The 14,925-nt window shown below is 65.6% G+C and carries 14 protein-coding genes and 1 pseudogene; 6 read left to right on the forward strand and 9 right to left on the reverse strand.

The window, feature by feature from the left end; translation table 11 throughout:
- Positions 1-93: 93 nt before the first annotated feature.
- Entirely contained in the window at positions 94-507 is a 414-nt protein-coding gene (locus tag ACQCSW_RS12190; protein ID WP_426986224.1) for a winged helix-turn-helix transcriptional regulator, read from the reverse strand.
- An 82-nt stretch (positions 508-589) separates the two neighbouring features.
- On the opposite strand from ACQCSW_RS12190, the gene ACQCSW_RS12195 reads away from it, so the two are divergent.
- The 3 genes and pseudogenes from ACQCSW_RS12195 to ACQCSW_RS12205 all read left to right on the forward strand — a co-directional run bounded on the left by ACQCSW_RS12195 (position 590) and on the right by ACQCSW_RS12205 (position 4,427).
- A complete protein-coding gene (locus tag ACQCSW_RS12195; RefSeq protein ID WP_426986226.1) occupies positions 590-1,396 on the forward strand; it encodes an NmrA family transcriptional regulator in 807 nt (268 codons plus the stop codon).
- A gap of 678 nt (positions 1,397-2,074) precedes the next feature.
- Positions 2,075-3,550 (forward strand): aromatic amino acid ammonia-lyase, encoded by a 1,476-nt coding sequence (locus ACQCSW_RS12200; protein ID WP_426986228.1) that lies wholly within the window; start codon positions 2,075-2,077, stop codon positions 3,548-3,550.
- A gap of 302 nt (positions 3,551-3,852) precedes the next feature.
- Positions 3,853-4,427: pseudogene (locus ACQCSW_RS12205) on the forward strand (recombinase family protein).
- 170 nt (positions 4,428-4,597) lie between these two features.
- Here ACQCSW_RS12205 and ACQCSW_RS12210 read toward each other — a convergent pair.
- A complete protein-coding gene (locus ACQCSW_RS12210) occupies positions 4,598-5,461 on the reverse strand; it encodes an alpha/beta fold hydrolase (protein WP_426986230.1) in 864 nt (287 codons plus the stop codon).
- Positions 5,462-5,558: 97 nt separating this feature from the next.
- On the opposite strand from ACQCSW_RS12210, the gene ACQCSW_RS12215 reads away from it, so the two are divergent.
- Positions 5,559-5,978 (forward strand): VOC family protein, encoded by a 420-nt coding sequence (locus tag ACQCSW_RS12215; RefSeq protein WP_426986232.1) that lies wholly within the window; start codon positions 5,559-5,561, stop codon positions 5,976-5,978.
- Positions 5,979-6,047: 69 nt separating this feature from the next.
- Here the strand turns inward: ACQCSW_RS12215 and arr are convergent, their stop codons facing one another.
- A complete protein-coding gene (gene arr / locus ACQCSW_RS12220; RefSeq protein ID WP_426986234.1) occupies positions 6,048-6,458 on the reverse strand; it encodes an NAD(+)--rifampin ADP-ribosyltransferase in 411 nt (136 codons plus the stop codon).
- A gap of 268 nt (positions 6,459-6,726) precedes the next feature.
- Here arr and ACQCSW_RS12225 point away from each other — a divergent pair, with 268 nt between their 5' ends.
- Positions 6,727-6,993 (forward strand): flavin reductase, encoded by a 267-nt coding sequence (locus ACQCSW_RS12225; protein ID WP_426986236.1) that lies wholly within the window; start codon positions 6,727-6,729, stop codon positions 6,991-6,993.
- Complete coding sequence (locus ACQCSW_RS12230; RefSeq protein WP_426986238.1) at positions 6,990-7,166, forward strand: flavin reductase; 177 nt, start codon at positions 6,990-6,992, stop codon at positions 7,164-7,166. The genes ACQCSW_RS12225 and ACQCSW_RS12230 overlap by 4 nt, the downstream gene beginning before the upstream one ends.
- A gap of 274 nt (positions 7,167-7,440) precedes the next feature.
- Here the strand turns inward: ACQCSW_RS12230 and ACQCSW_RS12235 are convergent, their stop codons facing one another.
- The 6 genes from ACQCSW_RS12235 to ACQCSW_RS12260 all read right to left on the reverse strand — a co-directional run bounded on the left by ACQCSW_RS12235 (position 7,441) and on the right by ACQCSW_RS12260 (position 14,714).
- On the reverse strand, positions 7,441-7,998 hold the full coding sequence (locus ACQCSW_RS12235; RefSeq protein WP_426986240.1) for an NADPH-dependent FMN reductase: 558 nt from the start codon (positions 7,996-7,998) through the stop codon (positions 7,441-7,443).
- Positions 7,999-8,038: 40 nt separating this feature from the next.
- Entirely contained in the window at positions 8,039-8,317 is a 279-nt protein-coding gene (locus ACQCSW_RS12240; protein WP_426986242.1) for a hypothetical protein, read from the reverse strand.
- A 443-nt stretch (positions 8,318-8,760) separates the two neighbouring features.
- Positions 8,761-9,306, reverse strand: a complete 546-nt coding sequence (locus ACQCSW_RS12245) for an ankyrin repeat domain-containing protein (RefSeq protein ID WP_426986244.1) — start codon at positions 9,304-9,306, stop codon at positions 8,761-8,763.
- Between the two features lie 657 nt (positions 9,307-9,963).
- Complete coding sequence (locus ACQCSW_RS12250; protein WP_426986246.1) at positions 9,964-10,596, reverse strand: TetR/AcrR family transcriptional regulator; 633 nt, start codon at positions 10,594-10,596, stop codon at positions 9,964-9,966.
- 1 nt (position 10,597) lies between these two features.
- Entirely contained in the window at positions 10,598-13,111 is a 2,514-nt protein-coding gene (locus tag ACQCSW_RS12255) for a PEP/pyruvate-binding domain-containing protein (protein ID WP_426986248.1), read from the reverse strand.
- Positions 13,104-14,714, reverse strand: coding sequence for an MFS transporter (locus ACQCSW_RS12260; RefSeq protein ID WP_426986250.1), 1,611 nt, complete (start codon positions 14,712-14,714; stop codon positions 13,104-13,106). Before ACQCSW_RS12260 ends, ACQCSW_RS12255 begins: the two co-directional genes overlap by 8 nt.
- Positions 14,715-14,925 lie beyond the last annotated feature (211 nt).

The raw sequence follows: 14,925 nt of genomic DNA on the forward strand, positions 1-14,925 counted from the left end.
TCACGTACCCGCATCTTCTCAACTCGAAGCTACCGCGAACTCTGATCGGGCTGCCCGATTAGGGCAACCCTGAGCGGTCATTCCATTTGTTAGCTACCGGATCGCGTGGTCCGGGTTCTGCTCGTCGTAGAGGTCCCTTGATCGTCCAATGGCATCCTTGTTCGCCAGCGACCAGTCCGCGAGCTGCTTGACCAAATGGGTGAGGCCGCTGCCGCGGGCGGTGAGTTCGTAGGTGACCTGCGCCGGGACCGTGGGGTAAACGGTCCGGGTGAGCAAGCCGTCACGTTCGAGGCGCCTAACGGTCAGAGTCAGCATGCGCTGGGAAATCCCGTCGATGGCGCGTTGCAGCTCCCGGAAGCGCCGCACCCCGGAGGCCAGTTCGACGATGACGAGGACGGACCACTTGTCGCCGATCCGGTCGAGGACGTCGCGGATGCCGCAGTCCTGGTGGTCGGTGCTGCCGCACGGTTCCAGCGCAGCGGTTACCCCGGTGTGACTGTCTAACACGAAAGTGCCTCCTTGTGGCCGTGCCCAACGTTACCGAAGATGGGTTTAGTTACTGAAAAGAACCAGCGAAAGAAGCCAGTCCATGATTCTCGTTACCGGGGCCTCTGGCCACCTCGCCCAGGCGATCCTCCACCATCTCAAAGAAGCCGGAGTCGATGGGGTCGGCGGCACCCGCACGCCGGGCGACGACCCGCGCCAGCGCCTGCTCAACTTCGACGACCCCGCAACCCTCGACTTTGGTGATGTCGGCACCCTTGTCATTGTCTCTGCCGGCACGGCCGAAGACGACGTCGTGATTGCCCGGCACGAAAACGTCATCACCGCCGCAGAACGCAGCAACGTTCAGCACATCATCTACACGAGCGTGGCCGACGGCGGCGACCACCTCGGCTTTGCCCTGGCCCACCGCTGGACCGAACGACGCCTTCAGCAGGGTACCGTTCCCTGGACGATCCTACGGAACGGCCTCTACGCGGAACTGATCGGACAACTCCTCACACCTGAAGCCGGCACAATCACGGCGCCGTTCGGCCCCGGCAGTGTCGCGGCGATCGCCCGCCAAGACCTGGCTGAGGCGGCATCAATCGTCGCACAGGATCCACAGCCACACGCCGGACAAACGTACAACCTCGTCGGCACGAAGGCGATCTCCGCGTTGGACGTCGCCCACGAACTGGGGGCAACCTACAAGCCAGGCACACTCGCGGACCTCCGCAGCGCTCTGAACACCGCAGGGCTTCTGCCGTTCCAACCGGCCATGCTGCTATCCATACACACCGCAGTCGCCCACGGTTTCCTTGACGAAACCACCGAAGACATCACCCAGCTTCTCGCGCGCCCTCCGCGGAACCCGCTGGCCGTTGCGGCTGCCGCCGCCCAAGGGCAATAGCAGCAGCAACATTCACCGTTCTGCCAGGGCGTCAGTCAGGACCTCTCCTGCTTGTTTCCACAGACGGTTGCACGTCAGCAGACGACCCCACCACACACCGGCAGACACAGCGACGACCGTTCGTCGAGGACCGTCCGCAAGGGGATCCCTCACCGGACACATTCAACCGGGCGGAAGCTGACACCCGTAGTCCATCCGCAGGTTCGTAGGTTTCACCGCGGATCCGGAAACCGTCACGATCAGCCTTGACGGCAGAACCGTCGGGACTCACACCAGGTTCTGGGGAACCGGTCTAACGGACAATGTGGTGGAGGAGATCGTCCGACTGCGCCGGGCCGAGATCATGAGGTAGCTCGCGGCATAACAAAGTAGCGGTTTCAGCAGGACGACGACGGTGAGAACCTACTGGTGCTGCCGGCCCGGAAGTACCGAAGATGCAGTGGGTGCGGGCATGGAAGCTGAACGCCACAAGAGCCATGCCCACCAGAGCTGAGCCGCCCCTAAGGTCAGCCCGGACAACACTCCGAGGACAGGCAGGAAAGGCCCCGCCAGGCCGACGAAGGCCGGAGCACCGATGGCCAGTAGTATGCTGGCGCCGCGGGGGAAGTGTCCTGCCGCACGGTCTTCTCTTGCCCGGTCGGGCACGCGGGACCACACTGGTTGACGGGAGGCAACGCCATGGAACGAGTCACCATCAGCGATCTGCCGATGACACAGGAGGAACTCGTCGCAGTAGCCCACGGTATGCCGCTGGTGCTCGGCGAGCCGGCCAAGGCACGGATTGCCGCGAGCCGGGCCTTGTTGGATGAGGCCATGTCCAGCGGCGACGCGATCTACGGGCTCAGCACCCGCGTCGGCCACGGCAAGGACACCCGGGTTCCGCGAGAAGAGCTTGAGCAGCTGCAGCAGTTCCTGGTGGCGAGCCACGGCGGCGCGTTCGGGCCCCTGCTGGACCGGACAGTGGTCCGGGCCGCGATGGCCGTTCGCGTCTGCGGCATGGCCCGGGGCGGTTCCGGTGCAAGCCCGGCCGCGGCGGACACGCTGCTGGCCATGTTGAATGCCGGGGTGCACCCGGTCTTGCACAGCAGGGGGTCGGTCGGGGCTGCCGACATCAGCCCAATGGCTGGCATCGCCCAGGTGGCTGTGGGAACCGGCACGGCTGAATTCCGGGGCGAGGTTCTCCCAGGCGCGGAGGCTTTGCACCGGGCTGGGATCGAGCCGCTCCGGCTTCAAGGCCGGGATGGGCTGGCGTTGATCTCGGCTAACGGCGTCTCGATCGGCCATGGCGCCCTGGTGCTGGCCCGCGCGGCCCGGACAGCCCGGGCAGCGGACCAGGCCGTCGTCCTGTCCATCGAAGCCACCCGTGGGAACCCCTCGGGCTTCTCGGCGCCCGTGGCGGCGGCCAAGCCGTATCCGGGGCAAGTGGCGGCAGCGGCCCATCTGTATGAACTGCTGAAAGGCTCCGAACTCCTGACCCGGGATGGCCCGCGGTCCGTTCAGGATGCTCTCTCCTTCCGGGTAGTTCCGCAGGTTCACGGGGCGTTCCGGGAGTTTCTCGCCACAGCCGGGCGTGCAGTGGATACCGAGCTGAACTCCGCAAGCGACAATCCTCTGATCGACGTCGAATCCGGCTCGGTGCTGAGCAACGGCAACTTCCATCCGATGGTGCTGGCCATCGCCTTCGACGCCCTGCGCGTCGCCCTGGTCCACGTGGGGCAGTTGAGCGAACGCCGCATGAGCCATTTGTGGAATGCCCTCATGGCGGCGATGAAGTCGGGGCCTCCGCCCGGGAACCGCGGGCCGGACGCGGCCCCGGGGATGCAGCTTCGCTACGCAGGGTCCGCCTGCTACACCGAACTCCGGCTCTTGGCGGCGCCCGCCACCTTGGACTCGACCGTCCTGGATGTCGGAGTCGAGGACCATGCAACGGGCGCCATGCTGAGCGTCCGGACAACCGAGCAGGCGTTATGCCTCCTCGAGGATCTGCTGGCCATCGAGGTTCTGCTGGCCGCCGACTTGTCGCGCGTCTCGCCCCCGGGAACGCTCGGTGCCGGGGCCTCGGCGGTTCTCGGGCTCACCGCGGAGGCGGCGACCGGCGCAGGATCGGCCGCGGACGTCCACCGGAATCTGCGGGAACGCTTTCCCGGAAACTAAAAGAACGCGGCCTGCGCGTGGGGGTGGATCACCGCAGGACCAGCGCTGAGCCCGCAACAAGATAAGTATCGATGGGGCGTGCACCCAGGTGGGGATCCTGGCCCTTCAGCCAAAGAGCGTAGCAAAATTCCCATTCGAAGTTCGAGGAAATTCTCTCGACGTGTGACGCGCGTAAGTCGGTCGATCACCGTGCCGTGGGAGCCTGTCGGCACGGTCCGCGCAGTTGCTGGCCGAGGCCATGTACGTAAGACCCGCACGGTGATATGCGCGGTGATGGGGGGATTACTGCAACCATGTTCCTTATGACTGGAATGAAGATCGGCTATGCCCGCGTCTCAACGAACGATCAGGACCTGACCGCCCAACGAAACGCACTTTTTGCCCTGGGGGTTGAAGAGAAGCAGATTTTCGTCGACCACGGACTGACGGGAGCGAATCGGGTGCGCCCCGGGCTCCGCGAAGCGATGGCAGCGTGCCGAGGCGGCGATACGCTCGTGGTGACCAAACTCGACCGCTTGGCGCGTTCGCTTTCCGATGCCAGGGATATAGCCGACGAGCTGGCAGCCAAAGGGGTGGCACTCAGTCTCGGCGGCAGCACCCACGATCCAACTGATCCGGTAGGCCGGCTGCTGTTCAACGTCTTGGGAATGGTGGCCGAATTTGAGGCGGACCTAATCCGGATGCGCACCCGTGAGGGAATGGCGGTCGCCAAGGCAAAGGGCGGCTGAAAGGCAAGCAACCAAAATTATCCAAGACGCAGCGCAAACATCTTCTGACGCTGCACGACGCCGGGGAGCACACGCAGGCCGAATTGGCGGAGCTGTTCCGGGTATCTCGGACAACGGTGTACCGCGAGCTCCAACGGCGCTCCGCCTAAAGACCGATGTGGCGCCACTCCCAAGAACGCCACTCAGCGCTGCGAAAAAGCCGCCATTTAGCGCTGCAATTTACAGCGGAAACACTGCGATCGTGATCCGAAAATTTTGAGTGGCGCTTGCGCCGTTGGAGGGACCGGCTAACGGGCAGCGGGTTGTGCGTGCGCTGTGGTCATTCATTGATGAACGAGTTGATGGTCGACACAAGCTGCGCTCTTTGCGGACCAATCCAGAAGATGTGGCTCGGCGAGTCGAGTTCGATGAGCGTCGCGTCGGGAATCGTTTCAGCGAAGTCCTTCGCATGAACGAAATCGACGCCACCATCGTACGGCGAGCCTGTCACAAGGGTCGGGCACTGGACGCTCGCGATGACAGATCTTCGTGTTGCAACATCGCGCGCCCGGCCCTGGCGGAGGTCGTTGACGAATCCGGAATCAGAGCGCATGGAATTGAACAGGGCACGCGCCTCCGTTCTGTCGTCAGCACCCAGTAGCCCCCACCACTGATTGACCGGAAGCGTCGAGAGGTTCGACATCATGAGCCGGAGGCCTGAATCTGAACGAACAATGCCACGCACAAGACGCCACACAAGGGCTTGTAGAAGCGGGGAGAACACCACCGGCCCCAAGAGCGCCTCCGCGCGGCTGTCCGGGTAGGGCAAGCAGGACGGAGCGCAACTATGCAGAATCAGGCGCGGGACATCGTTCTCCCTATCTGCGGCTACGCACGCGGCTTGTAAACCACCGAACGAGACTCCCACAGACGCTGCGATCACCGAGATGCCAAGTTGCTCGCACACCTCTCGTGTCAGCGGCGCGAACTCAGCTGCACTCAATTGGCCAACACGGGTGCCCCCGTACCCAGGGCGAGAGAACGAAAGCACACCGTGCCCCAACTCTGAATACATTCCCCAACCGCAATCAGACGCTGCCGAGCAATGGCCGCCGGGAAAGAAGAGCACCGGGGGCAGGTCTCCCGGTATGTACATGATTTCGACAGTTCCTGCGCTCGTATAGAGGAGCCGCGATTCACCCATCCCCTTAGTATCGCGGCAATCTGAGGATGGTGCGATGAATCACCCGATCCGGCCACCGCCCGCTCAAGGATCGGTCTGAGGGCAGCTGTGATCGAGCATGAAAGACTCACAATGTGAACGCCCCTCCCACGGGATCCCTGCACCATATCGAGTATGGGTCCCTGACATCGACCGCGCGAAGCAGGAATGGGGTTGGATTCTGCCCCGATTGGGATACTCCTCTTACCAAAGCTGGGACTCAGGAATCAGCTCGCGACTTGATCAGACCTACATAGTGGCTGAACAGTCACCAGCCTTGAGCCGCCGGAAACACGAGCGCACAGCACCAGGCCTCAACCACCTGGCGTTCCACGCCGGAAGCCAAAAAGACGTGGATGCGCTTGTCATGGAAGGAGCTCATCACGGATGGATGCAGCTGTTCCAGGACAAGTACCCGCAGGCTGGCGGACCCGATCACTATGCCGCTTACCTCTTCAACTCAGACGGCTTCGAGATCGAGCTCGTAGCCGCCGGATAAGCAGAATATGGCGAGTGTCCGGTGAAGGATCCGCCTACGTTCAAAGCCCTTGAAGGAGCGTGATCCTCGTCAGTTTATGATTTCGCCGCGCTCGTCCGCGCGGAGTGCTGCCAGGAGTTCTTTCCACGCTTGTAGAGCCTCGGGAGCCTGCCGTGTCCAATCGGTGACTTCACCGACGACCCTGAGCGGGGCGCTGCTGCGATATGACCTGGTCGGGTTGCCGGGGAATTTCTTGTCGGTCACGTTCGGGTCGTGCTCGAATGGCCCGGTCGGCTCGACTGTGTAGACGCGCGGGGCGCCGTCACCCGCCGCGAGTTCTGCCGCAAGTCCCGCACCGTTCGGAAGAGCGGTGAAATAGATGTGATTCATCACGACTTCGGGACGGTAGTTCGACCTGAAGCCCGCTCTAAGGAGATCACCGTCCCGGAGATTGGCTTTCGTGCCGTGAAAGAACGGACCCTCATCCAACGGTTGGCTCACAGCTACATCCTAAGTCGACTACATCGTCGCGCAGCCTCCAGAGCGGCGGGCGCTCGATTTAATGGGCGAAGGGGAGGCCATTTAATGCTGCGATAAAGCCGCCACCTATCGCGACGATTCACAGCGGCAGCCGTGGTGGCTCGTCTCGACGGATAGATGCCCGATAAAGGATCCCGATCCGGGCGGCGGTAACTGCGCGCATGAAAGACTCACTCCGTGAACAACGATTCCAAGGGAGCCCTGCACCATATTGAGCTGTGGCGTCGCTGTGGTTTCCACATCCCTGCGCAGGCACGACTACGCGGCAACTGTGACTGCTTTTCTCTCCGTCTCCGATGACCCTCCTACGATGCTGGTCAGCCTCTACGCGGGCTCACGCATCGGCGAAGCGGTCGCCGCGACGGGTACATGGGCGTTGAGTCTGCTGCGCAGCAAGCACCAAGGCGCGGCGGACTGGCTGGCCAGTCCAGGGACCCCGGTTGAGGGCCTGCTGGCCCGGGTCCCGTACCGCCGTGGCCCGGCCACCGGATCGTGATCCTCGACGGATCGATCGCGTACTTCGAGCTGAGAACGGTTGCCATCCATCCCGCGGCTACACATCTGCTCGTCGTAGGAGAGGTAGTTGCGTTGGGCGGTGACGCTCCGGGGTCGGAGGTACCGGACCCGCTCATACATTTTGCTTCCGCCTACCACCGCCTGGCGCTTTAGAAGCTGCCCGCCCAGATGTACTAACCCGGTACGTTGGTGACGCGTTTGGTGGGTGAGGCGCCTTTGAGTGCCGTGTGGGGCCTGTGGTGATTGTAGTGCTCGAGAAGTCCTCGATTGGGGGCGGTGCCGAAACCACAGTTACAGCAGCGTCCAGTGGTGACATCGCCGTCGTCGCGGCAGGCGTCGCCGACCAAGGAACCGGTGCTACATGCCGGACGCATCCCGCCGGCGGATGCTCCGGGAGGTTCCTGCCGTGCTTTAGCCGCTTTCTCCTTCAGGGGCGCAGCGTTTTGAGGGCCCCGGCCCACGCGATGACCTGGTCGAAGACCGGTCCCAGGCCCTGCACCGCCCGGGGCGACGGGGTGAACGTGGTGTAGTTTTCGAACTCCGTGGCCAGTGGCAGGGAGACCTGGGCGCGGACATCGGCCATCTGCACTTCGGCGGCGATCTGCCGCAGATGTTCCACGGCCCGGATCCCGCCGTCGCTGCCGTAGCTGACGAAACCGACGGCTTTGTTGTTCCACTCCCGATAGAGGTAATCGATGGCATTCTTCAGTGCCCCCGGCACGGAGTGGTTGTATTCGCCGGCGACGATGATGTAACCGTCGAAGGAGGCGATGACCTGCGCCCAGGCCTTCGTATGCTCGTTCCGGTACCGCCCGCGGGAGGGCGGGAGCGGTTCATCCAGCAGCGGTAGAGAGAAGTCGGCCACGTCGACAAGTTCGAACTGTGCATCAGAACGCTTCTTCGCCTGCTCATAGACCCAGTCCGCGACCGCTTTCCCGACCCTGCCCGGGCGGGTGCTTCCCAGCACGATGGCTATCCTCACCATGGCACCTCATCTCCCCTGCTTCCACGGCAACCTGTACCCGTTAAAACACTGTGGGAAGGGCGCTTCTTCCCCTGAGACGCTCGCTGGACTGCGCGTGCGGCGGCGCGGCCATTGGCGATAGGACCCGGTGGAGGCCCTGCGCGAATGCTGCCGCGCTTCCACGGCCCTTGACACGGCCCTTGGTGAGGCGGTCCATGCGGCTGTCGCCGCTGGAACCCCGTGGCGTGACAGCGGCCGGGTTCTTGGAGTAGCCGAGGCTGCCGGGTCCGGGCAGGACGTCATCGATGCTCTGGCGGAGAGCACGCGTGGGCTGTGGCACCGGTTCTGGGGAGCAGGCCGGGAAGATGCGTGAAATGCCGCGGCACCCGCATTGGCTAGGTTGACCATGAGGAGGGATGTCGTGAAAGCTGTCCAGTTCGCCGAGTACGGAGGTCCTCAAGGTCGTCGAGGTTGAGGAGTCGCTGGCCGGGCCCGGGCAGATCCGCGAAGCCGTCGGGGCGGCGGGCGTAAACCCGATCCACTGGAAGATCCGCAGCGGGGCCCTGGCGGGCATGATGCCCTTGAGGCCTCCCTCGGGGCGGGGATGGACGCATCGGGCGTCGTGGACGAGGTCGGTGAGGGTGTTGTGGCGTCGCAGTCGGCGGCGCGGTGTTCGGCACCGCGGTTTCGGGTGCCGCCGCCGATTACGCTGTGCTGGCGGAATGGGCGCAGAAGCCCGGCGGCCTGTCCTTTGAGGAGGCTGCGGGTTGAACCAATGCGCCGTTATCGGGGGAACCGCGGTTCCGTGGCCGACCGGGCCCCGAGGGTGTGTAGCCACTGGACGAGGTCGGCGGCACCGTTGCGCCGCGCCGCGTCCAGAGGCGTCAGCTCTTCCCGCGCCGGTATCCAGTTCAGGTCGGCCCCCCGGCCATGAAGGTAAATCGCGGCATTGAACTGCCCGCCGTGGCAGGCGTACCAGAACGCGGCATTGAGCTCATCCGGCGAAGGCGGCGCCGCGTCGGGGAAGCACTCGAGGATGCTGGATCGTAGTCTCGTAGCCGCCGCCTGCCGCAGCGTCGTGCGTGCACCGCGGTCGATCAGGTGCCGGGCCGCCTGCCACTGCCCGAAGCCGATGGCGTCCGCCAGTGGTGTGCCGTCGCCGAACACCGCTCCCGGGGCTTCAATGTCCGCGCCTGCGTCCAGCAGGGCGTCGAGCGCCTCGACATCGTTACCGCTCGCGGCCCAGTGCAGCGGGGTCTCGGCGTACGGCCCGGTGCACGGGGCGCTGACGTCAGCCCCGGCTTCGGCGAGTATCGTGACAGTCGGCACTGTGGGGGTACTGGCCCGGCAGGTCGGTGGCCACATGCAGGAGCGTGCGTGCCACCCCGTGCGGGTCTCCGGTGCCAAATCTGGCGCCAAATCTGGCGCCAGCCAGGGCGGGGTTCTCACGCAACAGCCGCCTCACCGTGTGAGGATCGCCGGTGTGGATCGCCTGGACCATGGCATCCGCGGTCGGACTCGCAATCAATCATCGCTACCCCTCTTTCTTCAGCTGCATGCTCTATCAGCCCGATACCTGTGGAGGCACTCCTGCGTGGCCGGTGCCGGCTGAGTGGAGCTATCAGGAAACCGAACGCATCCGCCGGTCGTCAGGACCGCAGTGCCGGCCCCCGGCCGGATTCGACCCGGTGGTTGTTCAGCAGTCCCTGTCCCGCGGCGGCCGGGGGAACAGGGTCCGGTAACTCCCGCGGGAGCGTTGCGTAGCCAGTCAACGGAGGAAACGCCGCACACGTGGCGACGAAGCAATTGTCCCCGGCTCGCGGACTGACGCTCACACCCGGTAGAGCCGGGAGGCGTTGTGGACGATCCGTCCCGGCGAAGCCGCACATTAGGGCCATTAGCAGCCGAGGTTTGGATTGAGCTGACTGGACTGGCTGAATCAAGCGTACAAATCCGTCCGAGCACTGCAGGATAAACACAAACCAGTCAGGTCCTATTCGGCTTCTGGCCTCGGACCCCGGGCGGGCTGAGTCCCAGCAGCGGCAGCACCACTTCGTCGACAACCTGCACGAGATAGTTGTCGTCGATGGGCATGGACGAGAAGATGAACCTCTGCCGCAGTAGCGCGGGGCCGGCTTCGACGGTGCGGTCCGTGGCCAGGGCCGGGTCACATTCGCCCCGCGCCACGGCCTGCTTGATGATGGTCAGCATGACCTTGCCGGCATTCCCGCGTGCGTACTCACGGATTTCGGCGGCCACGGCCGGATTCTGGAGTGCCTCGCCCAGCAGCCCCCGGATGGCCAGCCCGACGGTCCCGTCCAGCTGACGCGCGGCGTGCCGCATGACCGCGAGGGCATCCTCGCGGAGACTCCCGGTGTCGGGGGCTGACGCCGGACCGGGCATCGCGTCGTAGGCTGCGTCAAGTACCAGGGCCGCGCGCCCGGGCCACCGCCGGTAGAGCGAGGCCTTGCTGGCCCGGGCGCGCTCGGCCACGCTGTCCATGGTCAGCCCGGCATATCCGGATTCTGCAATCTCCGCCCGGACCGCTTCAAAGATTGCACTGTTCAGGGCGGGTCCGCGGCGGCGCGGCAGCTTGCGGTGGTCCTGGGACTCCGCCATTTCAGGCCCCCGCCCCGGAGGGGGAAGGCATGACCACCCCGGTGTTCCCGTCCACCACGACATGCTGCCCGTCGGTCAGGATGCTGGTGCCAGTGCCGGTCCCCATGACGGCCGGTATTCCGTACTCCCTCGCCACGATCGCCGCGTGGGAGCCGAGGCCGCCGGTGTCCACGACGACGGCCGCGGCACGCTGGAACAGGGGTGTCCAGGACGGGTTGGTGTACGGGCAGACCAGGATTTCTCCGCTGCGCAGTCGCCCGAACTCGGCCGGTCCGCGGATCACCCTCACCGGCCCTTCTGCGCGGCCACGGCTTGCCGGCGTGCCGGAGACGAGGGCCCCCGCCACACGGCGGATGTGCCCAAAGAGCAAGGCCGTGTCCAACAGAGGGATCCCCTCCAGTTCGCGCCGCTTGGCCGCACGCGCCAGCACCAGCGGCCGGAAGTGCTCCCGGACGGAAGCCGGCAGCACGCCGTCGTCGGTGTCCGTGATCGATGCCAGCTCCTCGAACCGCAGGTGGTAGACGTCATGGGCATCATCGATCACGCCGGCCGCCGTGAGCCGCCGGCCGAGCTCGCGGTAGGCACGGCGCAGCGGCGGTATGACCTTGGTGGCGTAAAAATGCGTGTCCTCCCGGAACGCCATCCCGGCCTGGGCAGCTGCGACGGCGGCGAACACCCGCCGTCGCAGGGGCCCGAATCGCAGTGCCGGATGCCGCGCCAGCTCGCTCATCGCCGTGCCGGTCTGGTCGGTCCTCGGCGGCCGGGCGCCCAGCATGGCCTTCACGAGTCCCAGGACGACCTCCGGGGCGTCGAACCAGGTGGGGGTACTGCTCAGCACCACGCTGACTGTTTCGCGGTTGCCGTATTCGAGCAGGAACGCCGTAAATGCCTCGCGGAAGGCCGCGTGGGAGGGATCCTTTTCGACGAGGTCCAGGACATTGACTGGGTCCTCTTCGGACAGGGCACGCGCCAGCTCGGCATCGGCGCCGGCTGTTTCGGCCAGTTGCTCCAGTGCACGGTTGGCCTGGCTCGTCCGGGTTTCCGCCCCCGCGATCAGCGCAGACCCCAGTTCCATCTTCCCAAGGAGCAGGAGCATCGCGCGCATTTTCAGCATGGGCAGGAAGATACCGGACAGGTAGGAGATCCGCAGGTCGGTGATACCGCCCATGGCCGCGAAGGATTCCTCTGCCATGGCAACGACCCCGGCCCAGCGCAGTGCGCCCGGGTCCTTCGCGGTCAGCCGCTCAATTCTGTCAAGGAAGGCCGGAAATCTCGGATCCTGCGTCCACCGGGCTGTTTTGTATTGCCGTGCACGGCGGGCTAGCGACACCGGCGCGGCCAGGCTCCGGAGCGTGGGATGCGGAACCGGCGGCACGAGCTGCACCACCACGCCGTCTTCTTCGGGGAGCACCTGCTCAGCTGTGGGGAAGACCACGCCCACGCTCCCGGCCATCCGGTGCAGCATGGCCAGGATCCCGTGGTTCATCCAGCCGGACACGTCCAGCGGGTAGGGCCGTTCCTGGAACATTTCCGCGAAGAACGGCCCCACCCTACGCTGGAAAGGGTTGAGCCTTTGCGGCTGCGGCGGCAACGCCGTCATGGGCCGCGACTGCAGGACAAACAGTCGGCCCCCGGCCACCGCCCATTCCATGTCCTGCGGCCGGCCGAAGTGTTCCTGGGACCTCAGAGCCAGGCGGGCCAGCTCTGCCAGCTGTTCGGTGCCCAGCCCCGGACCGGCACCCGGGGTCCCGGGGACTTCCTGCGTGCCCCCGCCTACGGCGGCGCTGATCACGACCTCGCGGCCACCCGGTGCAAAGCTGCGGCACTTTCCCGAGAGGTCCAGGACGTAGTGCTCCGGCGTCACCCGCCCCGAGACGACCGCCTCCCCCAGCCCGGGGCTCGCCTCCACGACGATTTCGCTGCGCATACCCGTGACGGGGTTGGCCGTGAACATGACACCGGCGATGTCGGCCGGCACCATTTTCTGCACGACGACGGCGATGGCCACCTCGCGGGGATCGATCTCCTGCCGCCGGCGGTAGGCGATGGCCCTGTCCGTCCAGAGCGAGGCCCAGCAGTCGGCGACCGCCCGGACCACCGCGTCCTCGCCCACAACGTTCAAAAACGTGTCCTGCTGGCCGGCGAACGCTGCCCCCGGCAGGTCCTCCGCCGTGGCACTGGAACGTACTGCCACCGCTCCGCGCCCCAGCCTTGCATAGGCAACACCGATCTCCGTCCGCAAGTCCTGAGGCATGTCCGTTCCGGCGAACAGCACGCGGATCGCGGCGCCGTCGGGATCTCTTTCCGCGGTGCCGGCGCGGAGCAGTCCGCCCAGGGCCGCCCCCAGCGACGTGTCGGCAAGGAGGGACCGGTACGCGCGGGTCGTAATGATGAAGCCCGGCGGCACCGGAAATCCCTGGCGTATCAGCTCGCCGAGGGCGGCACCTTTTCCACCGGCGGCGTCGATGTCCGCCGAACCGAAATCGGCCAGCGGGGCGGTGGTCTTCTCAGTCATCGGAGGCTCCTCGTGCGCGGTCGGCAGGGTCATTGGGATTGGTCGGCCCCGCGTCCGCGGCCAGACCGTCGGACGCCTCGGCGTCTAGGCGCGCGGCGTCGGCGTCGGCGTGCGCCGTTGTCCGCAGCTCCCGCTCAGGCAGGAAAAGCGTCAGAACGAAGGCGACCGCCAACACGAGGGCTGCGTAGCCGAAGACCGGTGGAAGCGCATGGCCGAAAGCCTCGGCCACCGCGCTGCGGTCCGCTGCAGGGAGCTGCTCAAGAGTCTTCGGCGTCAACGATTTGATGCGGTCGCCAAGCGCCGCTGCCAGCGGCGCGGGCACGGCGGCCGTGAAGCGCACCGTGATGAGGGACCCCAGGACCGCCACGCCTACGGAACTGCCCACTTGGCGAAGAAACGTCACGGTGGACGTGGCTGCCCCGAGATCGCGGCGCTCCACGGAATTCTGCACCACGAGCACCATGACCTGCATGACCAGCCCGATGCCCAGCCCGAGTAGGAGCATCGAGGCGAGCACCAGCCACGGGCTGCTATGCGCATCCAGGGTGCTAAACAGCCAGATTCCGGGAACGGCCAGGAGCGTCCCGGCCACCGGGTAGATCTTGTAGCGCCCAGTGAGCGTGATCAGCGCGCCGGAGGCCGCCGTTGTGAGCAGAATTCCGGCCATGAGGGCGATCAGCATGCCGCCGGAAGCGGTGGCCGACATCCCCATGCCCACCTGCAGGAACGCCGGCAGGAAGCTGAGCGTGGCGAACATCGCGAAGCCGATGAGGAAACTGACCGCCGTCGGGATGGCGAACGCGGCGTCACGGAACAGGAACAACGGAATGATCGGATCCGCACTGCGGCGGGAGGTGACCAACCACCCGGCCAGTGCCGCCGCCGCCACCGCCGCCAGAACGGGAGCGAGCCAGCCCGGGGCGCCGTAGCTGCCAAGGCTGCACACCATGATCACCAATATGATCCCAAGGCACAGCAGGGCGGCCCCGCCGTAGTCGATGCGCCGCCCCCGCGGAGGGTCCGGAAGCCGCAGTGTCAGTGTCACAACTGCAAGGGCCGTAAGCCCCAGCGGCACGTAGAAATAGAAGATCCAGCGCCAGGACAGATGGTCCACCACGGCCCCGCCGGCCAGCGGACCGGCGACCGCCGCCACGATGAACGCGGCCCCGATGATGCCAAGAAACCTGCCCCGGTCCCGCGGGCTGACAAGTTCGCCGATGATCGCCTGGGCCCCGATCATTAGGCCCCCGCCGCCGATGCCTTGAACCGCCCGGTACGCGATGAGCTCCGGAACGGAATGTGCAACAGAGCACAGCACCGCACCGCCGGTGAAGACGATCAATGAGGCCTGGAGAACACGCTTGCGGCCGTAGGCGTCACCCAGCTTCCCGGTCAGGGGCATAGCGGCCGTGGCGGCGACAAGGTAGCCGGTAATGATGGTGGACATCTGGTCCAGGCCATTCAGGTCACCGGCCACCGCCGGCAACGCCGAGGCCATCACAGTCTGATCCAGGGCCCCGAGGAACATGACAAGCAGGATGCCCGGAAGCGCCGTCCGGATGGCGGAGGGGACCCGCGGCGTGTGCTGCTGGACATCGCCCATGACCCGGTTCCAGACGTTAGAGAACTAGTAGTTCCCTATATATGTACTCCAGTCGTCTTACCCGTACAAGGGCTTCAGGATGGTTCGCCTTCTCCACCTTGATGAACTCGTAGAAATAGCGCCGATAACCATGCAGACCCGGCGGGGGATCGGCCGGCCGGAGGAAAATATAGCGGTGCCACCAAGGGCCGATAACAGCGCAAGTGGGTAG

This window comes from Pseudarthrobacter sp. Y6 (assembly GCF_050156205.1).
GTDB lineage: Bacteria > Actinomycetota > Actinomycetes > Actinomycetales > Micrococcaceae > Arthrobacter.

Excerpts from the sequence above, each read along its gene's own strand:
- ACQCSW_RS12195 (WP_426986226.1), top strand. The coding sequence starts at position 590 with ATGATTCTCGTTACCGGGGCCTCTGGCCACCTCGCCCAGGCGATCCTC.
- ACQCSW_RS12250 (WP_426986246.1), bottom strand. The coding sequence starts at position 10,596 with ATGGCGGAGTCCCAGGACCACCGCAAGCTGCCGCGCCGCCGCGGACCC.
- ACQCSW_RS12235 (WP_426986240.1), bottom strand. The coding sequence starts at position 7,998 with ATGGTGAGGATAGCCATCGTGCTGGGAAGCACCCGCCCGGGCAGGGTC.
- ACQCSW_RS12215 (WP_426986232.1), top strand. The coding sequence starts at position 5,559 with ATGAAAGACTCACAATGTGAACGCCCCTCCCACGGGATCCCTGCACCA.
- ACQCSW_RS12255 (WP_426986248.1), bottom strand. The coding sequence starts at position 13,111 with ATGACTGAGAAGACCACCGCCCCGCTGGCCGATTTCGGTTCGGCGGAC.
- ACQCSW_RS12200 (WP_426986228.1), top strand. The coding sequence starts at position 2,075 with ATGGAACGAGTCACCATCAGCGATCTGCCGATGACACAGGAGGAACTC.
- ACQCSW_RS12260 (WP_426986250.1), bottom strand. The coding sequence starts at position 14,714 with ATGGGCGATGTCCAGCAGCACACGCCGCGGGTCCCCTCCGCCATCCGG.
- ACQCSW_RS12210 (WP_426986230.1), bottom strand. The coding sequence starts at position 5,461 with ATGGGTGAATCGCGGCTCCTCTATACGAGCGCAGGAACTGTCGAAATC.